The sequence below is a fragment of the Pseudoalteromonas lipolytica genome, from assembly GCF_003515105.1.
GTDB classification, from domain to species: domain Bacteria; phylum Pseudomonadota; class Gammaproteobacteria; order Enterobacterales; family Alteromonadaceae; genus Pseudoalteromonas; species Pseudoalteromonas lipolytica.
This window is the reverse complement of record NZ_CP032090.1, coordinates 2,747,169-2,764,964: the sequence shown is the minus strand read 5'-3', so window position 1 is coordinate 2,764,964 and position 17,796 is coordinate 2,747,169. Positions and strand designations below refer to the sequence as shown.

Sequence of the window (17,796 nt, the reverse complement as noted above, 5' to 3'; positions counted from 1 at the left end):
ATTCGGTCTCGTAAAATATGATGACTTTGAGGCGATACTTGATTAAAACACTCGGGTATTAGATAATCGTCATATCATAGGTTTTGAGGGTTTTGGTATGTCGGATGAGTTGCCAATAAAGTTCAGCGATGCAGCAGCTGTTCGTGTTAAACAGTTAATCGAAGAAGAAGAGAATCCAGATCTAAAATTACGTGTTTATGTAACAGGTGGTGGTTGTTCAGGTTTCCAATATGGTTTTACTTTTGATGAAAAAGCCAACCCTGGCGATTTAGAAATTGTAAAAAACGGGGTGACCTTAGTTGTTGATCCAATGAGTATTCAATACCTTGTCGATGGCACAGTGGATTACACTGAAGGCCTTGAAGGAGCACGCTTTTTTGTCAACAACCCCAACGCAACAACAACCTGCGGTTGCGGCGCTAGCTTCAGCGTTTAAAAAATAATTTGAAAAAAGCCACTTGATGTGGCTTTTTTATTGCTTACACTTCCTAATTATCCCAGCCTAACTATACTTACGCATCATTAGAAGGAATTTTGCGTTGCTAAATCTAAGAACAGCACTCGAAAAGAAACCTTATATTTTAGCTATTTTTATTGTACTTGTGATTGTACTTTGGATGCTTTCTGGCATGACTGAGTCACCGGAAGTCGATGATGAAAATAATCACCAAGTTACAAATTCAGACCGAATTGCCAAAGTACAGGTGGTGCGGTTAACCGCACAAAATATAAATAAAAACCTTACTTTTTATGGTAAATCAGAGCCAGATAAAACCGCCAATATTAGTGCCAGACAAGCAGGCCAAGTAACTGAAATTTTGGTTGAAGAGGGGCAGTTTGTAAAACAAAATGAGATTATCTTACGGCTTGATAAATCAGATTTAAAAGCTCAAATAACCTCGGCCAAAGCGCTGGTTGCTCAATATGAAACTGAATATGAAGGCGCATTAAAACTGAATCAGCAAGGGCTGCAAAATAAAGTACAAACGATGCGTGCTCAAGCATTATTGCAACAAGCTAAAGCGGCGCTTGCGAGTTTAGAGCTGATGTATCAGCGCACAGATATTCGAGCGGCATTTGATGGTGTGATCAACAAACGCTTAGTACAAATCGGTGATTATGTTGGCATTGGTGACCCAATTCTGCAATTGGTTGACCTAGACCCTCTGATAGTGAGAGCCGATGCGACACAAAAAGAAATTCAAGGTTTACAGGTTGGTCAAGCCACGTTTGCCCATGTTCTTAATGATAAAACCTACCCAGGAAAAATTCGTTACATCGCCTCCGTCGCAGATGAAAGCACAAATACATTCAGAGTGGAGGCTGCATTTGCGAACCCAGGTATGCACTACAAAGCCGGGTTTTCGACACAATTAAATATCGAGTTACCCGCAGAACCTGCCATGCTTTTAAGCCCTGCTTTTATGGCATTGGATGAGCAAGGCAATATCGGGGTAAAAATAGTCAATGATGATAATAGGGTAGAATTTAAATCGGTAAATTTAGCAAAAACTACCGAAGAAGGTGTGTGGTTGTGGGGCCTAGGTGAGCAAGCAAATGTGATAACTTTAGGGCAGGGCTTTGTCAGAGCAGGAGATAAAGTTGAGCCTGTATTTGCTGAGGTAGCGAGCAAGTAAGTATGAAAAACTTAATTGAGGCGTCGTTAACTCATACCCGCACGGTATTATCTATTTTTATTCTATTGTTGATATCGGGATGGGTGACTTATCAAACCATTCCTAAAGAAGCCAATCCAGATGTCACCATTCCTTTTATATATGTTTCGATTATTCATGATGGCATTTCGCCAGAAGATGCCGAGCGCCTGCTTGTAAGGCCTATGGAGATAGAGCTTCGCTCAATCGAAGGGGTTAAAGAGATGACAGCCGTGGCAAGCGAAGGCCATGCTTCGGTCACACTTGAGTTTCTTGCCGGTATGGACCCTAAAGAAGCGTTGGCAGATGTACGCGATAAAGTGAGTTTGGCAAAAGCGAAGTTACCCTCTGAATCAGAAGAGCCAGAAGTACATGAAATACTGATGGAAGATCAGCAACCAACCATTACTTTAACGTTGTCAGGTAATTCGCCAGAGCGAGGGTTACTCACATTAGCGCGAAACCTTAAAGATGAGCTTGAAAGTATTTCTAGTGTCCTTGAGGTCGATGTCGGTGGTGACCGAGAAGACATGGTTGAAATTGAAGTTGACCCATTAGCCATGATTTCATATGGGCTAGAACCAAGCGATATCATTCAACTGCTGTCGAATAATAACCGTTTGGTCGCAGCAGGAACCCTCGATACAGGCAAAGGTCGTTTTGCGGTAAAAATACCGTCGGTTTTCGAAACGATTCAAGATGTAATGGAGCAACCTGTCAAAGTCGTGGGTGACCGCGTTGTGCGCTTTATGGATGTCGCAAAAATTCGCAGAGCCTATAAAGATCCAACCTCAATAGCGCGGATTAATGGTCAACAGGCTGTTTCGTTAGAAGTTAAAAAGCGTGCAGGTGAAAATATTATTGATACCGTTGAGCAGGTTAAACATGTGGTTAATGAAGCTCAAAAGCGTTGGCCTGAGCATGTTCGTGTGGACTACACCGGTGATATGTCGAAAGACGTTAAAATGATGCTGTCAGATTTGCAAAACAACGTGCTTTCGGCCGTTTTGCTGGTGGTGATTGTTATTGTGGCTGTACTAGGTGCTCGTACCGCTTTTTTAGTTGGCATTGCTATCCCCGGTTCATTCCTCACCGGGATTTTGGTTATCTCCATGTTTGGCTTAACGGTAAATATTGTGGTGCTATTTGCACTTATTATGGCCGTGGGGATGCTGGTTGATGGTGCGATTGTGGTTAGTGAGTTTGCTGATCGGGAAATGAGTGAAGGAAAACCTCGCAAAATAGCCTACCGTCATGCAGCCGAGCGAATGGCTTGGCCTATTATCGCGTCAACAGCCACAACCTTAGCTGCATTTGCGCCATTGATTTTCTGGCCGGGAATGATGGGCGAGTTTATGAAATACTTACCAATTACATTAATTGCTACGTTATCGGCATCACTGTTAATGGCCCTTGTATTTGTTCCTACTATTGGCGGCTTAATTGGTAAAACGAGGCCATTATCTGCACAGCAAAAACTTGACTTGGCACTGGCTGAATCGGGCGATTTAACGCAAATAAAAGGGTTGCTTGGGCGTTATATCCGAATGCTTGACTTTGCTACGCAGCGACCGTGGTGGAGCTTAACTGCTGCGATTATATTCTCTGTTTTGGTGTTTTTTACTTTTGCCGTATCAAAATTAGGGGTTGAGTTTTTCCCCGATGTTGAACCTAATGGCGTCAATATTAAGGTGCGTTCGTACAGCGATTTATCTATTTATGAAAAAGATGTGATCATGAAAGAGATAGAATCAAGGATCTTAGAAGTCCCAGGTATAAAAACCTTGTATGCAAGGACTGGGGGCAAAGATCAGGTGGGGACGTTCAGAATGAATCTTAAAGAGTGGGATGAACGACCGCCAGCCGAGAATATTATTAGCCAAGTAACGGAAATAACAGCCGGTTTCGCAGGTGTTGAAATTGAACTACGCAAGGATGAAAACGGGCCCGGTGGCGGCAAAGCACTGAGTATTGAGCTAAGTTCAAAGTTTGTAGACGTATTAAATAGCGAAGCAAAAAGAGTGCGGCAAGCGATTGAAGATGACGGGGCGTTTCGTAATGTAGACGATACAGCGTCTAAGCCGGGGATTGAGTGGCAGCTTAAGCTCAATCGCTCAGATGCAGCGCGTTTTGGTGCCGATGCAAGTATGTTAGGTGCGAATGTGCAGCTTATTACAAATGGCTTGAAGCTCGGCGAGTACCGACCAGATGATGTCGATGATGAAATTGATATTCGAGTTCGTTTTCCTCACGATAAACGAGATTTAGGCCGCTTAGAAACGTTACGTGTTAAAACCATACACGGACAAGTGCCGATTAGTCATTTTGTTGAGCGCCAAGCCGCTCCTAAAGTTGATACAATTCGCCGTGTTGATTCACAGCGTGTAGTTACCGTTAATGCCGACATGAAGCCAGGTGAGCAGCTTGCCAAAGCGCTGCCACGCTTACAGGCGCAATTAGAAGAGCAAGGTCTCGACCCGCGAGTAAAAATTAAAGTGCGGGGTGAAACTGAAGATCAAGATGAGTCAGAGCTTTTTCTTGAGCAAGCATTTGTAGTTGCTTTGTTCGTGATGGGGATTATTTTAGTTACTCAGTTCAATAGTTTCTATCAGGCATTTTTAATTTTAAGTGCCGTGTTATTCTCAACTGTTGGTGTATTTCTAGGTTTAATTGTACTTCAACAGCCCTTTGGTATTGTTATGTCGGGTATTGGCGTAATTTCACTGGCAGGGATTGTCGTTAATAATAATATTGTGCTGATTGACACTTATAACGTGTTGCGTCAGCAGGGCTTGGCTGCAAAAGATGCAATCCTCAGAACAGGGGCACAGCGTTTACGGCCCGTACTGCTTACTACCGTTACGACAATTCTTGGCTTAATGCCGATGGTGCTACAGGTCAACATTGACTTATTTAATCGCCAAATCGACTTTGGGGCACCTTCTACGCAGTGGTGGGTGCAATTAGCAACGGCCGTAGCGGGCGGGTTAACATTTGCAACAGTTTTAACGCTGGTGTTAACACCCTGCTTGCTTATGCTACGAGATCGCGCGCGCTAGTTAATAGAAAGTGACCCTAGTGTTGGGTCACTTTAATCATTAGTAAGAAAAAGCCTAAAACCACTCCAGATATGATCAAAATATAGACGAACCCTTTTTTGCCTTGCTTAATTGGTACACGATTTTGTTTTAAAAAAAGGTACCACGCTACACAGAGTACAATTGGCAACAAAAATAATATACGAAACATTTCCTAGCCTTTTTCAGTATTTACATACACTTTAAGCATAAGTATGCAATTTTTAAAGTTATATTTTCAATTTTACAAGGTTCCAATTGATCGATTTTTTGGTACAGTTAAGCAACTAATAATAGAGCTTGTGCTTTAATTTTAGCTTAAACTTAGACTTGTTCACAAAAACGGTCTATACCTAAAAAATGGACATTTGTATAATTAACCGTTCACAGAAAAAGTTATTAGTATATAATGTGTCCAAGAGTGAGACGGGCAAAATTTCGCTCTAAATTTATTAACTTGAATCATCTAGTAGGAGATGTATTTTATGATGGGTAAAACAGTTTCTTCTGAAGAAAACTCAAAATTAACAAAATGGTTAAAAACTAAACGCCATGAGAAAGGCCATACAATGCGCAGCCTAGCACAAGTTTTAGGTACGCCGCATTCGTTCATTGGTAAAATTGAAAACCAAGAACGTCGTTTAGATGTAATCGAATTTATGCGCTATTGTGATGCGCTAGAAGTGGACCCATACGAAGGTCTTAACTTACTTAAAGAAGCTTAATTATTCATTACACGCAGGCAGCCCTTAGCGTGCGTGGTAATGCAAATAGTGCATGGATGCACTATTTAAGACCCCTCTAAATACTGGTTACATTTAATCACATACGTTCTTATTTTGTTAATTGCTCTTATGATAGTTGCTTTCTAATGCATAAAGTTTGTGGCGTATTAAGAATAAAAATACCAGCGACGGAATAACCATAACGGCAGTAAGCACAAAAAACAGTGCCCAATTCCCTGATAACCAGTCATCAATCACCACACCACTGTAGCTTGAGAGTAGAGTTCGGCCTAAATTTCCTAATGAGGCAAGCAAGGCGTAGTGCGTTGCACTGAAGGCTCGGTCACAGAGCATTGATATAAACGCCACCATGGCAACGAGTGACCAAGCTTGTGTAAAGCCATCAACAATAATAGCAAACGCATATAGGCTTAATTTAGGGCCTGCCACGGCAATCCATGCAAAGGCTAGGTTAGAAGCAGCCATTGCAATACCACTGATAAATAAGCCTTTTACAATGCCGTAGCGCTGATTGAATAGACTACCTACGAAAGTAAAAGCGATAGTAAGAAAAGCGGTACCCACTTTTGAGAAGGTAGCGATGTCGCTATTGCTAAAGCCAATCTCTTTGTAAAACACGATAGACATGCGCCCTAAAAATGCTTCCCCTATTTTAAATAAGAAGATAAACGCTAGTAGCGCGAGCGCGGTTTTTACCCCGTTGCGTGCAAAGAAGGTTCTAAATGGATCAAAAACGGTTACCGCTAACCATGCAAGCACTTTGGCCAATCGCGTTTGCTGTCCCCCAGCGAGTTTTTGCTGGTAGGTGTGCTCAAGTTCAGCTTGGACAACTTCACGGTTTGATTCAGGCTCTTTTGCCCAAAACACACTGCTCATTAATAGCAGCATGACAACGGATAAGAAAAAATAAACTTGGGGCCAGTCAATGGATGGAATATCTGCCATATAAAAGGGCAGGGCACCTAATAGTGCGTAGCCACTCCACCAACCTGATGTCGCCATAGCGGCGGCTGCGGTCGCTTTATGGCTTTCATTCTCGCTTAACGTATCAATACGAAACGCATCAATGGCTATATCTTGAGTGGCAGAGGCAATGGCGATAACTAAACACAGTGCAGCAGCAAACCAAAGGTTCGCTTTGATATCTAGTCCTGCCAGTGAAAAGGTGCCTATAAAAATCACTGACTGACAAAGCAAAATCCAGCTGCGACGCTGGCCAAGCCAATTAAATAATACTGGCAACTTTACGCGGTCGACCAACGGAGACCATAAAAAGTTAATGCTGTATGCACCAAACACGATGCCAAATAAGCCAATCATGCTGCGGCTTAACCCTTCATCTTTCAGCCATGCTGACATCACCGAGCCAATCAGTACCCAAGGAAAGCCACTGCTAATGCCGAAGATAAAAATATTGATCAGACGTTTGTCTTTGAAGTACGAAAAGTACTCTGAAATTGAAAGGGTTTTTGTCATAGTGTTGCCGTGTTTGTGGGGGCACCAAGCCCCCTAATTATTATTGATTAGCTTCGAGTACTTTTACATTTAAAATAACGACAGGGGTTTTAGGCACAAAGCTGTAACCTATTTTTTCATTGAATGCAGTTTCAACACGCATGATTTTGTCTAAGGTCTCATAACCATCCATAACCATACCAAACACAGCAAATCCCCAATCACGGCCCGGATTTAAGTGATCGTTGTCATCCATGTTAAAGAAGAATTGACGTGTACCTGAGTGCGGTTTGCGGTCTTGATAGGCCATGGCGATACTGTACATGTCATTTTTTAGACCGTTACCGCTCTCGTTGAAGATAGGGTCGTTTTCGTGCAGACCGTCGTAGTCTTTATCGTAACCCCCCCCTTGAATTACAAAGTCGCGTTCATTATCTTCATCACGTTCAACGCGATGAAACACGCTTCCTTGATAGCTGCCGTCGGCCACATAAGTTAAGAAGTTATTGACCGTTATAGGGGCGCGAGAGCGATCCATTTCAACAACAATACTTCCCAACGTGGTCACTATTTCGACCCGTGGAAACATGTTGTCTTTTTGAATAAATTTACCTTCAGTTGCCGCGAATGAACTGTGAGCAAATAATAAAATAAAACTAAGTAATAAAATGCGCTTCATAGTTAACCTTCTAAATAGGCGATTAATTCTGGGTCAGATACAATGCGGGTAATTAATTGTTCAGTCAACTTATTCAGCTGACTCTCAATTTTGGCTCGGTCATGGCTTAGAGGGCCTTCAAGGTTCGCATTGCCATGGTAGACTTTACTGAAGCTACTGTCGTTTCTGATAACTCGCACACCAAACTCGATGCTTGCGGCGCTGGTGTGAGTCATCATTTTTTCAGTGACCACTGCTTGTAATTTATGAATATCAATTTCGAAACGCGTGGTGGCAAGATTAGAAATACTGACACCATTGCGGCTCAACGCGCTATCAAGTGCACTTTTAACAGAGTCGGTAATACCTGGGCTTGCAAGCGTTTTGGTTTTATCTGATTCAATAATTTTTAACGTCACATTGTCACCACGTAAATCAATGACACTGGTGCTCACATTACTATTAATTTGAGTGATTTTACCGCTTTGATATACGGGGTTTAAAATTAACTGATTTGGTTGATTGCTGCACGCAGCCAGCAAAAGCACCGCACATAAAGGAAGTATTTTTCTCATTTATATTGCTCCATTAATTATTTTTAATCGCACTAAGCACGACAAACTTTTTATTAGAACCTAATAACTTACAGTTGCCGAACATACGCTTTAATTTTTCATGATAGTCTAAATGACGATTACCAATTATTCTTAACTCGCCGCCAGGTTTAAGCGTCTGTTTAGCTTGTTTAAACATCTGCCAAGCAATGTGGTCTGTGACAGCTTGCGCCTGATGAAAAGGTGGGTTGCATAACACCAGGTCAACACTATTCGCTGCAAAATCGGTTAAGCAGTCGTTTTGCACGAACTCACAGTGTGCTAGTTGTTCGGGTAAATTAGTTTCAACATTGAGTCGTGCTGACTCAACTGCCATATACGATTCATCAACAAACGTAAGCTGTGCTTTAGGGCAACGTTTTAAAGCCATTAAACCCACCACACCATTGCCACAACCTAAATCGATGATACTGCGCGCTTTACTGGTTTGTGGTAAATAGTTAAAGAAAAAGCGGGCGCCGATATCTAATGAATCGCGCGAGAAAACATTTGCGTGATTTTGAATTTCAAATTCGCTGCCCTCCAGTGGCCAGCTAACCGGAAATGCAGCGTGTTTATCTAATCCACTTGTTTTACTTATGACTAAGCGTGATTTTTTTACGGCTAAGCTGGTTGTTGTTTCACCGATAAACTGGCTAAACGCTTTAATTGTCGAGTTATGAATCTCTTTAGTTTTTCCCGCGGCTATTACATCAATACCAGCAGGTAATGCTGCACTAATCGCTGCTAATTGATGTTGCAAATAGCCTAAATTTCGTGGCACTTTTAAGATCACTAAATCAACGTGGTTTGGTAAACTCTCAAGTGAGTTTAAGCGCGTTAACGAATCCGCTTTTAACTCATTGGCGTTTAAATTATAAAGGGTGGCCTGATGGGCAATATACGAATCATTAACTGAATAAACGGTTAACTGGTTAAATGCACATGCCAATGCCCCAAAGCTGTCATTGAGAATAAGGACAGAATTTGCGTGTGAATGGTGTTCATGTACATAATCAATTAGGTACTCATCAGCAGAGTCCCAGGCCTGGAGGCTACGATTTTTTTGATCTAAAGGAAAACGTTCAAGGGTATAGGTGCTATCACCGAGCTGTGCTTGGGTGGTCATCATGTTTTTACGATAAGTATTTAAGTATAGGTAAATTCTAACATGCAACAGCCAAACGCCAACCCTAATCATCTACCAAATGGCTTTTCTTATCAGGCCCAAGCTCTTAGTGCCCAAAAAAGCCTCGACTTATTTTATTACTTAGAGCAAAACCTACATTGGCAACAGCCCGAAATTACGGTGTATGGCAAACGTCATGTTATCCCACGCTTGCAATGTTTTATTGCTGATGAAAACGTTAATTACGCTTACTCAGGATCAACATTGATTGTTGAACCTTGGCCTGATGTGCTGGATGCCATGCGAAAACGTTTAACGGCGCAGTTACAGATACCCTTTAATGCTTTATTGGTTAATTTGTATCGAGATGGCCACGACTGTATGGGGTGGCACAGTGATGATGAACCCGAACTTGGCAAGCAACCGACGATTGCGTCTATTTCGCTGGGGGCTGAGCGTGTGTTCAAAATAAAACATAAACACACCAATGAGCAACAGAGTATCGTGCTACAAAGTGGCAGTTGCTTAGTAATGAATGGCACAAGCCAACGGGATTATCTGCATAGTTTACCTAAGCAGCAAAAGCTTAAGCACCCTCGAATTAACCTGACCTTTAGATCAATAATGTAAAATCATTGGAAAAATGAACCATCCCCTTGATATAGTAACGCTCAATTATTTTGCTAAAAGGTTTATGACAGATGTCAATGCAACAACAAATTGAGCAAAAGCTCGCCGCGGGTATTCAGTGCAAGCACCTGAATGTTGTTAATGAAAGTCATATGCATAGTCGCGGCACTGATTCACATTTTAAAGTGATTGTAGTGAGTGAAGAGTTCGCAGGTAAGCGCTTACTAGCCCGTCATCGTCAAATAAATGAGTTACTAAAAGATGAGCTTGCTAATCATATTCATGCTTTAGCGATACACACGTTTACGCCTGATGAATTTGCACAACATCAAGGGCAAGCGCCTGAATCACCTGCGTGTATGGGCGGTTCTAAGTTTGATTAATTGGATGGTGTGATCAGTTATATATTTTATATGACTGATCAGACCTGTATTTTTACTATTAGCCTTTAAACTAGCGCTAATTTTTATTGTGATAGATATAGGATGATCAATGGTCATTAAGCCTAAAATTCGTGGATTTATCTGCACTAACGCGCATCCAGTAGGGTGTGCTGAGCACGTACAAGAACAAATTAATTATGTGAAAGCGCAAGGACCACTAAGCAATGCACCTAAAAATGTATTAGTCATTGGTGCGTCAACAGGTTACGGCCTAGCATCACGTATTACGGCTGCATTTGGTGGCGGCGCAAACACCTTAGGTATCTTCTTCGAAAAAGAAGGGGCAGAACGTAAAACAGGGTCTGCTGGCTGGTACAACACCGCTGCATTCCAAGCCGCTGCGGAAGAAGCTGGTCTGTGGTCTAAAAACATCAATGGCGATGCGTTTTCAAATGAAATCAAGCAAAAAGCAATTGAGACTATCAAAGCAGACTTAGGTAAAGTTGATTTAGTTATCTACAGCTTAGCGTCACCACGTCGTACAGACCCAAATACGGGTGAGACATATTCGTCTACATTAAAGCCAATCGGTTCAGATATCACGACTAAAAACTTAAATACGTCTAAGCGTGTGATTGATGAAGTAACGGTTGAAGCGGCAAGCCAAGAAGACATCGACAATACAATTAAAGTAATGGGCGGTGAAGATTGGGAAATGTGGATTGATGCATTAAAAGAAGCCGATGTACTTGCTGATAACTTCAAAACAACAGCGTATACCTATATTGGTAAAGAGTTAACGTGGCCAATTTACGGTCATGCGACAATTGGTAAAGCAAAAGAAGACCTTGACCGTGCAACGCAAGCGATTAAAGAGTCAACAAAAGACTTAAATGGCGAAGCGTATGTGTCTTCTTTAAATGCTGTGGTAACGCAGGCAAGCTCGGCAATTCCAATTATGCCACTTTATATCTCTGCATTATTTAAAGTAATGAAAGCAGACGGTACGTACGAAGGCACCATTGAGCAAATCCACGCGCTATTTACTGAAAACCTTTATGGCGCCACACCTCGTTTTGATGACGGTGGTCATTTATTCCAAAACTACAAAGAGTTGGAAGACGATGTGCAAGCACGTGTACAACATGTTTGGGATACCGTTGATACAGAAACGATTGACGAATTAACCGATTACGTGGGTTACCATAATGAGTTTTTACGTTTATTCGGTTTTGGTATCGACAGCGTTGATTACGAGCAAGATGTGAATCCTGTTGTTGAAATTTCTCAGTTGATCGATTAATCGATAAAAAACGTTAAATTTATAAAAGTCGCTTTTTTAAGCGACTTTTTTGTTTTTTCTCTAAAATAAAACGGCATCAATAGCACTTTGGTCTATATTGAATTTTATTCAAATGGATTTTGTAGTCTAAATAATCACATCAGTCGTATAAATTTAATATTTGCTCTCGCATAGTCACCCTGATTGATGTTAAAATTCGGGCAATATATGTGAGGAGTTTACTGCGTTGCTTGTTTGGGGTGTTAAACAAGCTGTTCTTAGATACTAAGAATTTGACTTGAGCATATCAAAGAGCGACGTAGTTGGTACGATTTTTCAGTTTCTTTCCGTTAATGTAATGCAAGTGCGTATGATCAACATAAAAAAAGGTCTGGATTTACCGATAGAGGGCGCACCTCAGCAAGTTATTCATGATGGCTCTGCCGTCAAACGTGTAGCTGTGCTAGGTGAAGAATATATTGGTATGCGTCCAACCATGCATGTCCGCGTGGATGACCAAGTCAAAAAAGGCCAGGTACTTTTTGAAGACAAAAAGAACCCAGGCGTATTATTTACTGCACCAGCTTCTGGGGTAGTTAAAGAAATTAATCGTGGTGCTAAACGTGTGCTGCAATCTGTTGTTATTGAAGTTAATGGCAGTGAGCAAATCACCTTTGACTCTTTCAAGGCCGACGAGCTTTCGAGCTTAGACCGTGAAAAAGTGAAAGAAGTACTTGTTCAGTCAGGCCAATGGACAGCACTTCGTGCTCGCCCATTCAGCAGAATAGCTGCGTTGGATGCAAATCCTAGCTCTATTTTTGTAACGGCTATCGACACTAACCCGTTAGCTGCAGATCCTGCAGTTATTATTGCTGAGAATTCTGCAGCATTTGAAGCGGGTTTAGCGGTGGTATCTCGTTTAACTGACGGCAAAGTATTTGTTTGTAAACACGCTGGTAGCCAAGTGCCTAGTTCATCAATCCCTCAAGTAGAAGTACATGAGTTTGGTGGCAAACACCCGGCAGGCCTAGTGGGTACACACATTCATCACTTAGACCCAGTTTCTGCTAGCAAGCAGGTTTGGCACTTAGGTTACCAAGACGTTATTGCCTTTGGTAATTTATTCCTAACAGGTGAAATCTTCACAGATCGTGTTGTTTCGCTTGCAGGTCCTCGTGTTAAAAACCCACGCTTAGTGAAAACTCAGTTAGGTGCTTCTTTAGATGATTTAGTCGCTGGTGAATTAGAAGACGGTGATAACCGTGTTATTTCTGGTTCTGTTTTATCAGGTTCTATTTCACAAGGTCCACATGCGTTCTTAGGTCGTTACCATGTTCAAGTATCTGTATTACTTGAAGGTCGCGAAAAAGAATTGTTTGGTTGGATTGCGCCAGGTTCTGACAAGTTCTCAGTAACACGTACCTTCTTATCTCACCTAACGCCAAGCCGTCTATTCAACATGACGACTTCGACAGGTGGTTCTAAGCGTGCCATGGTTCCAATTGGTAGCTATGAGCGTGTTATGCCTTTAGACATCTTACCTACATTATTACTACGTGACTTAATCGCACGTGATCTTGATAGTGCTATAACGTTAGGTGCTCTAGAGCTTGATGAAGAAGATTTAGCGTTATGTACCTTCGTTTGTCCAGGTAAATACGAGTACGGTTCAATCCTACGCGATTGCTTGACTACGATCGAGAAGGAAGGCTAGAGAGATGGGTTTAAAGAAATTTCTAGAAGATATTGAGCCGCATTTTGAACCGGGTGGTAAACACGAAAAATGGTATGCGCTTTACGAAGCTGCAGCGACTATTTTTTACACGCCTGGTTACGTAAATAAAGGCAAAACACACGTTCGCGATAACATCGACCTAAAACGTATGATGATTTTAGTGTGGATGGCGACGTTCCCTGCTATGTTCTTTGGTATGTTCAACATCGGTCATCAGGCCGCAGGTGCGCTTGCACAAGGTTTTGAACTAGCAAACTCATGGCAAGTTGGTCTGTTCCAATTGTTTGGCGGTGAATTATCTGCTGAATCAGGTTGGGGCGCGAAAATGTTTTACGGTGCCTGCTTCTTCCTACCAATCTACGCGACAACATTTATTGTCGGTGGTTTCTGGGAAGTATTATTTGCTTCAGTGCGTAAGCACGAAGTAAATGAAGGTTTCTTCGTAACGTCTGTATTATTTGCACTAATCCTGCCTGCAACGATTCCACTATGGCAAGTTGCGCTAGGTATTACGTTTGGTGTTGTAATCGCTAAAGAGATCTTTGGTGGTACAGGTCGTAACTTCCTAAACCCTGCGCTTGCTGGTCGTGCGTTCTTATTCTTCGCATACCCTGCACAAATTTCAGGTGACACAGTATGGACAGCAGTAGATTCATTCTCTGGTGCAACTATGCTAGGTCAGGCAGTTGTTGGCTCACTTGATTACAGCAACATGGAACTATGGTGGAATGCATTCTACGGTTTCATTCAAGGTTCTGTTGGTGAAACATCAACACTTGCACTATTAATCGGTGGTTTATTCCTGATTTATGTGCGTATTGCTTCATGGCGTATCGTGCTAGGTGTTTTCCTAGGTATGGTTGCAACGTCATTCTTACTAAACACGGTTGGTTCTGAAACGAACGCTGTATTTGCTATGCCTTGGCACTGGCACTTAGTATTGGGTGGTTTTGCATTTGGTATGTTCTTCATGGCAACAGACCCAGTATCTGCATCATTCACAGACAAAGGTAAGTTCGCTTACGGTGCGTTAATCGGCTTTATGGTTGTAATGATCCGTGTTGTTAACCCGGCATTCCCAGAAGGTATGATGCTAGCAATCTTATTTGCTAACTTATTTGCGCCATTATTCGATCACTTTGTAGTGCAAGCTAATATCAAGCGGAGGTTGGCACGTAATGTCTAGTAATAACGAATCAATCGGCAAAACGCTAACCGTTGTTGTTGCACTATGTTTAGTGTGTGCAATCATCGTATCGTTTGCTTCAGTTCAGCTTCGTCCTTTACAGCAAGCTAACAAAACACAAGATATTCAGCGTAATATCTTAGCGGCTGCAGACATTGAAGTTTCGGGTACTGTTTCAGATACCTTCAACTCAAAAATTGAAGCACGCGTAGTAGACATGAGCACAGGTGAGTTTGTTGAGGGTGTTGATCCTAACTCATTTGATTTCGAGAAATCTAAATTCGACCAAGCGCGTAGCTTTGCGTTGAAAGCAGAAGGAATTAAAGACATCGCGGGTATCCAGCGTATGACGAAAAATTCACCTGTTTATATCTCGAAAAAAGCAGATGGTTCTACAGATGCAATCATTCTTCCTATCCAAGGTTACGGCCTTTGGGGTGTAATGTATGGCTTCTTAGCGCTTGAGAGCGATGGTGAAACTGTTAAGAACATCAATTTCTTCAAGCACAATGAAACGCCTGGTCTTGGTGGTGAGATTCAAAACCCACAATGGACTGCTAAATGGCAAGGTAAAGAGTTACCAATCAATATCATGAAGAGCGGTGCGAGCAATGAACATCAAATCGATGGTCTTTCAGGTGCAACGTTAACTTCAAACGGTGTTGATCATACAGTTGACTTCTGGACTGGCGAGCATGGCTTTGGTCCATTCCTTGCGAAAGTACGTGAAGGAGCGTTGAAATAATGGCTGATACTAAAGAAATGAAGTCGGTCCTATTTGGCCCGGTATTCGCAAATAACCCAATCGCACTTCAAGTACTTGGTATTTGTTCTGCGCTAGCGGTTACATCAAGCTTAAAAAATGCACTAATCATGTCAATCGCATTGACACTTGTAACTGCGTTTTCTAGCTTCTTTATCTCATGTATTCGTAACCAGATCCCATCATCTGTACGTATCATCGTGCAAATGACGATCATTGCGTCACTGGTAATCGTTGTTGACCAAGTTTTACAGGCATTCTCTTACGCAACTGCAAAAGAGCTATCTGTATTCGTTGGTCTAATCATTACTAACTGTATCGTAATGGGTCGTGCGGAAGCATACGCAATGAAATCACCACCACTGATGTCTTTCTTAGACGGTATCGGTAATGGTTTAGGCTACTCAGTCGTGCTATTAACGGTTGGTTTCATCCGTGAGTTATTCGGTAAAGGTTCACTATTCGGTGTTGATATTATCCCACTTGTACAAAATGGTGGCTGGTATCAACCAATGGGTCTATTGATTTTACCACCGAGTGCATTCTTCATTATTGGTTTATTCATTTGGGTACTTCGTACCGTTAAGAAAGACCAAGTAGAAGCAAAAGCGTAAGGGGCGAGCAGTGGAACATTATATTAGTTTATTTGTAAAAGCGGTTTTCATTGAAAACTTAGCTTTAGCCTTCTTCCTAGGTATGTGTACTTTCCTTGCAGTATCAAAGAAAGTAACCACATCAATCGGCCTAGGTGTGGCAGTTATCGTGGTATTGGGTATTTCAGTACCAGTAAATAACTTGGTTTACCACGCTGTTCTTGCACCGGGTGCATTAGAGTGGCTTGGCTACCCAGAAGCAGACCTTAGCTTCTTACGTTTCTTGACATTTATTGGTGTTATTGCAGCACTTGTACAAATTCTTGAAATGGCATTAGATAAGTTCTTCCCTGCACTATACAACGCGTTAGGTATCTTCTTACCTTTGATCACAGTTAACTGTGCGATCTTCGGTGCGGTATCTTTCATGGTTGAGCGTAACTATAACTTCGGCGAGTCTGTTGTTTATGGTATCGGTTCAGGTGTGGGCTGGGCACTAGCAATTACATTACTTGCTGGTATCCGTGAAAAAATGAAGTACTCAGACGTTCCTGATGGCTTACGTGGTTTAGGTATTACCTTCATCACTGTTGGTCTTATGGGTCTTGGCTTTATGTCATTCTCTGGTATTTCACTTTAAGGTAGCGAGGATAAATCATGAATGAGATTTTCTTAGGTGTTGGTGTTTTCATCGCTATCGTTGTACTACTAGTTTTAGTCATCATTGGTGCTAAATCTAAGTTAGTTGCAAGCGGCGATATCATCATCGGTATTAATGGCGACCCAGAAAAAGCTATTAAAACATCTGCAGGTAGCAAGCTATTAGGCGCGCTGTCTGATTCAGGTATTTTTGTATCATCTGCATGTGGTGGCGGTGGCTCATGTGGCCAGTGTCGTGTACACATTAAAGAAGGTGGCGGCGATATCTTACCAACAGAACTTGATCACATCTCTAAAGGTGAAGCCCGTGAAGGCTGCCGTTTAGCGTGTCAGGTTAATGTTAAAAACGACATGGAAATTGAACTTGAAGAGTCAATTTTCGGTGTTAAGAAGTGGGATTGTGAAGTTATCTCAAACGATAACAAAGCAACGTTTATCAAGGAACTTAAGTTACAAATTCCTGATGGCGAATCAGTTCCGTTCCGTGCCGGTGGTTATATTCAAATCGAAGCCCCTGCGCACCACGTTAAATACGCTGACTTCGATATTCCTGAAGAATATCGTGGCGACTGGAACCACTTTGGTTTCTTCGATCTGGAGTCTAAAGTAGACGACGAAACAATTCGTGCTTACTCAATGGCTAACTACCCAGAAGAAGAAGGCATTATTATGCTTAACGTGCGTATCGCTACGCCGCCGCCAAGAGACCTAAGCCTTCCATGTGGTAAAATGTCGTCGTACATTTGGTCACTTAAAGCAGGCGATAAGGTTACTATTTCTGGTCCATTCGGTGAATTCTTCGCGAAAGACACTGATGCAGAAATGGTATTCGTAGGTGGTGGTGCAGGTATGGCACCAATGCGTTCACATATCTTTGACCAACTTAAGCGCTTAAAATCTAAGCGTAAGATGAGTTTCTGGTATGGTGCGCGTTCTAAGCGTGAAATGTTCTATGTTGAAGATTTCGACGGCTTAGCAGCAGAAAATGATAACTTTGTATGGCATACAGCACTGTCTGATCCACAACCAGAAGATAACTGGGAAGGTTACACAGGCTTCATCCATAACGTACTTTATGAAAACTACTTGAAAGATCATGAAGCGCCAGAAGATTGTGAGTTCTACATGTGTGGTCCTCCAATGATGAATGCAGCTGTTATCAACATGCTTAAAGACTTAGGTGTAGAAGACGAAAACATCTTATTAGATGACTTCGGTGGCTAACACCCATACACAAAACAATTAGTTTTG

General features: G+C 41.9%; 17 protein-coding genes. 13 read left to right on the top strand and 4 right to left on the bottom strand.

Annotated elements, in window-relative coordinates; genetic code table 11:
* Positions 1 to 97 precede the first annotated feature (97 nt).
* From erpA to D0907_RS12440, 4 genes are all read left to right on the top strand, one after another.
* Entirely contained in the window at positions 98 to 436 is a 339-nt protein-coding gene (gene erpA, locus D0907_RS12455; RefSeq protein WP_036966451.1) for an iron-sulfur cluster insertion protein ErpA, read from the top strand.
* A gap of 103 nt (positions 437 to 539) precedes the next feature.
* Positions 540 to 1,637, top strand: a complete 1,098-nt coding sequence (locus D0907_RS12450) for an efflux RND transporter periplasmic adaptor subunit (protein ID WP_036966455.1) — start codon at positions 540 to 542, stop codon at positions 1,635 to 1,637.
* Positions 1,638 to 1,639: 2 nt separating this feature from the next.
* Entirely contained in the window at positions 1,640 to 4,714 is a 3,075-nt protein-coding gene (locus tag D0907_RS12445) for an efflux RND transporter permease subunit (RefSeq protein ID WP_065978657.1), read from the top strand.
* 503 nt (positions 4,715 to 5,217) lie between these two features.
* A complete protein-coding gene (locus D0907_RS12440; protein WP_036966461.1) occupies positions 5,218 to 5,457 on the top strand; it encodes a helix-turn-helix domain-containing protein in 240 nt (79 codons plus the stop codon).
* A gap of 117 nt (positions 5,458 to 5,574) precedes the next feature.
* On the opposite strand, the gene D0907_RS12435 is transcribed toward D0907_RS12440, so the two are convergent.
* From D0907_RS12435 to D0907_RS12420, 4 genes are read right to left on the bottom strand one after another with little or no spacing between them, the layout of a single operon-like run.
* A complete protein-coding gene (locus tag D0907_RS12435; protein ID WP_118844575.1) occupies positions 5,575 to 6,954 on the bottom strand; it encodes an AmpG family muropeptide MFS transporter in 1,380 nt (459 codons plus the stop codon).
* A 40-nt stretch (positions 6,955 to 6,994) separates the two neighbouring features.
* Complete coding sequence (locus D0907_RS12430; protein ID WP_036966468.1) at positions 6,995 to 7,612, bottom strand: peptidylprolyl isomerase; 618 nt, start codon at positions 7,610 to 7,612, stop codon at positions 6,995 to 6,997.
* A gap of 2 nt (positions 7,613 to 7,614) precedes the next feature.
* A complete protein-coding gene (locus D0907_RS12425; RefSeq protein ID WP_036966471.1) occupies positions 7,615 to 8,166 on the bottom strand; it encodes a YajG family lipoprotein in 552 nt (183 codons plus the stop codon).
* A 13-nt stretch (positions 8,167 to 8,179) separates the two neighbouring features.
* Positions 8,180 to 9,313, bottom strand: coding sequence for a methyltransferase (locus D0907_RS12420; protein ID WP_074989066.1), 1,134 nt, complete (start codon positions 9,311 to 9,313; stop codon positions 8,180 to 8,182).
* A gap of 42 nt (positions 9,314 to 9,355) precedes the next feature.
* Here D0907_RS12420 and D0907_RS12415 point away from each other — a divergent pair, with 42 nt between their 5' ends.
* The 9 genes from D0907_RS12415 (at position 9,356) to nqrF (ending at position 17,769) form a co-directional block, all read left to right on the top strand.
* Positions 9,356 to 9,943, top strand: a complete 588-nt coding sequence (locus tag D0907_RS12415; protein ID WP_075594431.1) for an alpha-ketoglutarate-dependent dioxygenase AlkB family protein — start codon at positions 9,356 to 9,358, stop codon at positions 9,941 to 9,943.
* Positions 9,944 to 10,014: 71 nt separating this feature from the next.
* Entirely contained in the window at positions 10,015 to 10,326 is a 312-nt protein-coding gene (locus D0907_RS12410) for a BolA family protein (RefSeq protein ID WP_074989043.1), read from the top strand.
* Positions 10,327 to 10,435: 109 nt separating this feature from the next.
* Complete coding sequence (fabV, locus tag D0907_RS12405) at positions 10,436 to 11,629, top strand: enoyl-ACP reductase FabV (RefSeq protein WP_118844574.1); 1,194 nt, start codon at positions 10,436 to 10,438, stop codon at positions 11,627 to 11,629.
* 349 nt (positions 11,630 to 11,978) lie between these two features.
* A complete protein-coding gene (locus D0907_RS12400; RefSeq protein ID WP_036969071.1) occupies positions 11,979 to 13,322 on the top strand; it encodes a Na(+)-translocating NADH-quinone reductase subunit A in 1,344 nt (447 codons plus the stop codon).
* A gap of 4 nt (positions 13,323 to 13,326) precedes the next feature.
* Positions 13,327 to 14,529: an NADH:ubiquinone reductase (Na(+)-transporting) subunit B gene (locus tag D0907_RS12395; RefSeq protein ID WP_036966483.1), complete on the top strand. Its 1,203-nt coding sequence runs from the start codon at positions 13,327 to 13,329 to the stop codon at positions 14,527 to 14,529.
* Positions 14,522 to 15,274: a Na(+)-translocating NADH-quinone reductase subunit C gene (locus tag D0907_RS12390; protein ID WP_036966485.1), complete on the top strand. Its 753-nt coding sequence runs from the start codon at positions 14,522 to 14,524 to the stop codon at positions 15,272 to 15,274. Before D0907_RS12395 ends, D0907_RS12390 begins: the two co-directional genes overlap by 8 nt.
* Entirely contained in the window at positions 15,274 to 15,906 is a 633-nt protein-coding gene (locus D0907_RS12385; RefSeq protein ID WP_036966488.1) for an NADH:ubiquinone reductase (Na(+)-transporting) subunit D, read from the top strand. The genes D0907_RS12390 and D0907_RS12385 overlap by 1 nt, the downstream gene beginning before the upstream one ends.
* 10 nt (positions 15,907 to 15,916) lie before the next feature.
* A complete protein-coding gene (gene nqrE / locus D0907_RS12380; RefSeq protein ID WP_016708692.1) occupies positions 15,917 to 16,525 on the top strand; it encodes an NADH:ubiquinone reductase (Na(+)-transporting) subunit E in 609 nt (202 codons plus the stop codon).
* A gap of 17 nt (positions 16,526 to 16,542) precedes the next feature.
* Positions 16,543 to 17,769 (top strand): NADH:ubiquinone reductase (Na(+)-transporting) subunit F, encoded by a 1,227-nt coding sequence (gene nqrF, locus D0907_RS12375; RefSeq protein WP_036966491.1) that lies wholly within the window; start codon positions 16,543 to 16,545, stop codon positions 17,767 to 17,769.
* The last annotated feature ends 27 nt before the right edge of the window (positions 17,770 to 17,796 follow it).

What these genes read in the sequence shown, in the direction of transcription:
- erpA (WP_036966451.1), top strand. Translation starts at nt 98, where the DNA reads ATGTCGGATGAGTTGCCAATAAAGTTCAGCGATGCAGCAGCTGTTCGT.
- D0907_RS12445 (WP_065978657.1), top strand. Translation starts at nt 1,640, where the DNA reads ATGAAAAACTTAATTGAGGCGTCGTTAACTCATACCCGCACGGTATTA.
- D0907_RS12440 (WP_036966461.1), top strand. Translation starts at nt 5,218, where the DNA reads ATGATGGGTAAAACAGTTTCTTCTGAAGAAAACTCAAAATTAACAAAA.
- D0907_RS12435 (WP_118844575.1), bottom strand. Translation starts at nt 6,954, where the DNA reads ATGACAAAAACCCTTTCAATTTCAGAGTACTTTTCGTACTTCAAAGAC.
- D0907_RS12430 (WP_036966468.1), bottom strand. Translation starts at nt 7,612, where the DNA reads ATGAAGCGCATTTTATTACTTAGTTTTATTTTATTATTTGCTCACAGT.
- D0907_RS12425 (WP_036966471.1), bottom strand. Translation starts at nt 8,166, where the DNA reads ATGAGAAAAATACTTCCTTTATGTGCGGTGCTTTTGCTGGCTGCGTGC.
- D0907_RS12420 (WP_074989066.1), bottom strand. Translation starts at nt 9,313, where the DNA reads ATGACCACCCAAGCACAGCTCGGTGATAGCACCTATACCCTTGAACGT.
- D0907_RS12415 (WP_075594431.1), top strand. Translation starts at nt 9,356, where the DNA reads ATGCAACAGCCAAACGCCAACCCTAATCATCTACCAAATGGCTTTTCT.
- D0907_RS12410 (WP_074989043.1), top strand. Translation starts at nt 10,015, where the DNA reads ATGTCAATGCAACAACAAATTGAGCAAAAGCTCGCCGCGGGTATTCAG.
- fabV (WP_118844574.1), top strand. Translation starts at nt 10,436, where the DNA reads ATGGTCATTAAGCCTAAAATTCGTGGATTTATCTGCACTAACGCGCAT.
- D0907_RS12400 (WP_036969071.1), top strand. Translation starts at nt 11,979, where the DNA reads ATGATCAACATAAAAAAAGGTCTGGATTTACCGATAGAGGGCGCACCT.
- D0907_RS12395 (WP_036966483.1), top strand. Translation starts at nt 13,327, where the DNA reads ATGGGTTTAAAGAAATTTCTAGAAGATATTGAGCCGCATTTTGAACCG.
- D0907_RS12390 (WP_036966485.1), top strand. Translation starts at nt 14,522, where the DNA reads ATGTCTAGTAATAACGAATCAATCGGCAAAACGCTAACCGTTGTTGTT.
- D0907_RS12385 (WP_036966488.1), top strand. Translation starts at nt 15,274, where the DNA reads ATGGCTGATACTAAAGAAATGAAGTCGGTCCTATTTGGCCCGGTATTC.
- nqrF (WP_036966491.1), top strand. Translation starts at nt 16,543, where the DNA reads ATGAATGAGATTTTCTTAGGTGTTGGTGTTTTCATCGCTATCGTTGTA.